This window comes from Pseudomonas sp. P4_C3 (genome assembly GCF_056402075.1).
Map to the genome: position 1 here is coordinate 1 of NZ_JBFUIC010000426.1, position 2,989 is coordinate 2,989.

The 2,989-nt window shown below is 55.9% G+C and carries 3 protein-coding genes; 2 read left to right on the forward strand and 1 reads right to left on the reverse strand.

Annotated features, from left to right (window positions below; genetic code table 11):
* On the reverse strand, positions 1-219 hold a 219-nt coding region (locus tag AC1DVH_RS28825; protein WP_477756642.1), incomplete at its 3' end, for a hypothetical protein.
* Here AC1DVH_RS28825 and AC1DVH_RS28830 point away from each other — a divergent pair.
* Both AC1DVH_RS28830 and AC1DVH_RS28835 read left to right on the forward strand, forming a co-directional pair.
* Positions 212-1,207, forward strand: coding sequence for a tyrosine-type recombinase/integrase (locus AC1DVH_RS28830; RefSeq protein ID WP_477756643.1), 996 nt, complete (start codon positions 212-214; stop codon positions 1,205-1,207). The two genes, AC1DVH_RS28825 and AC1DVH_RS28830, sit on opposite strands and share 8 nt — an antisense overlap.
* A 702-nt stretch (positions 1,208-1,909) precedes the next feature.
* On the forward strand, positions 1,910-2,989 hold a 1,080-nt coding region (locus AC1DVH_RS28835; RefSeq protein WP_477756644.1), incomplete at its 3' end, for a DUF4145 domain-containing protein.

Below are 2,989 nucleotides of genomic sequence, written 5' to 3' on the forward strand. Positions count from 1 at the left end.
GGGCATGCCTTCCACCGCGACGCTTCCGCTGCCTGATGGATTCACGACGSTGACCAGTGTGGGGTAACTCCACCGATTAACCGGGCCGAATAGGAGGTGCGGTGGCTCCGGATCCCAGGCGGTATCGGGATCAAAATCCAGGCTGCTCACGCTCACCCGGTATTCATCCACGTAGGTCGCCGGCCACGAACCGGAGAGCTTTCCGTCCTGCTTGCGCAAGGCGACCACCTGCGCCCCGCTGGCCGACCAATCGAAGGGCTCGGTGCTGGCCACGATCACCGATGATGCCGCACCTAAGTTCACCGGCTGCCTGAAGCGCTTCGAAACAGAATGGCTGACCACCAAGACCTACGCCGCCAGCACCCTGAAGGAAATCAAATTCAAACTGGCACGGTACCGCGAGGACCTGGGTCACCTGATGATGGGCCAACTGGATGTGCTGACAGTAGCGGAGTACCTGGATGGTTTCGATAACAACGCCTACACCAAGCACCGGGGCCTGCTGGTCCAGGTATTCGCGTTTGCCGTGGCCAAGGGTTTGTGCGATCGCAACTGCGCAGAGCTGACCCTGGTAAAGAAGGAAGCCGAGAAGAAGCGCCAGCGGCACACCGTCGAGGGTCTGAACAAGATTTTGGAATACGTGGAGACGCCGGTCTGGCTGAAGCGCGCGATTCGACTGGGGTTGCTGAGTCTTCAGCGCCGGGAGGATATCGTGATGTGGCCGAAATCGGCCGTGGACCTCGAGCTGAACACCATCAAGGTGTCGCCCGGGAAGACGCAGAACTATGGGAAACCTGTGCACCTGGAGATTGTCATGGGGCAGGCCCCGCKGGAGGTGGTGCTGGAGTGCGTGAGATCGCCGGTCGTCTGCCCGCACCTGATTCACTACTCGCCAAAGGCGCGCAAGCGGACCCAGCTGGACGCCAAGCTACACTGGAACGCAGTGACGGCGGACTATCTGACCAAGCCTTTCGCCCAGGCGCGGGACGATTCGAAGGCTTATGAGGAAATGCCGGCCGGTGAGCGCCCAACCTTCCACGAGATTCACGCGCTTGGTGCCTGGCTGTATGAGCAACAGGGTTTCGAGCAGGAATACATTCAGGCTCTGATGGGGCACGCTGACGTGAAGATGACCGAACATTACCAGGCGGGACTCGGTGATGATGAAGTGGTTTACATGAAGGTGAAAGCCGACCTGAAGGTGTAGCGCAGTGGTCGTTTGCCCAAAATATTCCCAAAGTTTGGGACGCGATTTGAGGGAAATCTCCTACTTTTTCGTGATTTTATCAACGCAATACCCAGCACCTGCCCAATCGTCCTGAGGCATGCCCAAGCTCCATCAGCCCATTCCTGATAAACTCCCTCACCTCCCAGCCTCACCGATTCCAGATCCCTCATGTCCGTAACCACCGCCACACCCGCCCCACTCTCCCGCCGTTTCTCCGTCGCGCCGATGATGGACTGGACTGACTAAAATAATATTCCTTTATATTTCAGCACTATAAAAACTAAACAATCCTTGCTGTAGCAAAAATTAAGCAGTGAAAAAGACAGAAATAGCCCAGAAAGAGCTATTTTTTACACGAAAGTCTGTCCAATCCATGACATTCCGGACTGACATCCCAGACATGACGCTAAGAGACTGTTGGCGCCGACGCTGAATTGACCAGTTACCGAGATGCCACTGATCCTGCCTGATTCCTCGCGAACCATTTCCTGAGCTGGATTTCTGCCAATTGGAGTTGGGTCAGTCTTGCGTCGGCACGTGGGTCAATTCRGCGTCGGCGCCAACTATTAGTACTCCCGAACCATGGTCAAACCTCGCTCATCTTATGTAAGATCTGACGCATCATTGCGCCACTAAGCTCAGCGACGCGTAATCAAGGAGTGAGCATGCACAGGATCGACCATGGCCGCGAACAGTAACTTCTCCTTTCTTCAGGAACACGACCCTGTTTTCCTGCAACTGGCGACCACGGCCGAACAGATCTTTGCCAGCGATCCCAACACGACCCTGATAAAGCTGCGCCAGCTGGGCGAGGCTTTGGCTCAAGACCTGGCCAGCCGCGCCGGTATAGAGTTCGATGCCACCACCAAGCAGACCGACCTGCTCTACAAATTAAGCCGGGATATCCAGCTCGATCAAAAAATCCGCAGTCTGTTCCACACGCTGCGCACCGAAGGCAACAAAGCCACTCACCAATTTCGTACTCAGCATCGTGAAGCATTGGACGGGCTGAGGGTCGCCCGCGCCTTGACCATTTGGTACCACCAGTCGTTCGGCAAGCAAGGTGATAAGTTCAGCCCCGGCCCCTTTGTAAATCCGGAAGACCCCAGCACTCCGCTGCGCGACCTACAAAACCAGATTGAGCAGCTGAAAGCTCAATTGAGTGAGTCGAGTGAGCAACTAGAAAACAACCAGCAACTGGCTGAGCTGATAAAGCGTGAAGCTGAAGAATACGCCGTTCTCGCTGAGCAAATGGGTGCTGAATCAAGCCTCCACAAGCAGCAAGCCAAACAGCATGAAGCCGAACTGGAAAGGTTGCGCAGTGAGCACGAGCAAAGCATCAAAGCACTGCAAGTTCAGCTGCTAACCCAGCCACAGGCCTCATCACAGGTCATGCACCGCACAATGCGGGCGACCCAAAAATTTGACTTGAGCGAAGACCTCACCCGGATCCTCATTGACCAGCAGTTGGTCAATGCTGGCTGGGACGCGGACTCCCTCGATCTGACATACAAAAAAGGCGCCCGCCCCGAAAAGGGAAAAAACAAAGCTATCGCCGAATGGCCCACCAGCATTCCAAACGCCGATGCCGACTATGTCCTGTTTGCAGGCCTGACGCCGGTAGCCATCGTTGAAGCCAAGCGTAAACGCATCAATGTTGCAGACCGCATTCCACAGGCTGCGCGTTATTCGCGCGAATACAGGTTCGCCCCGGACCAGCTGAAACCATGGCTGGAGGCYGGTCACCCTGCTGCCTGGAAT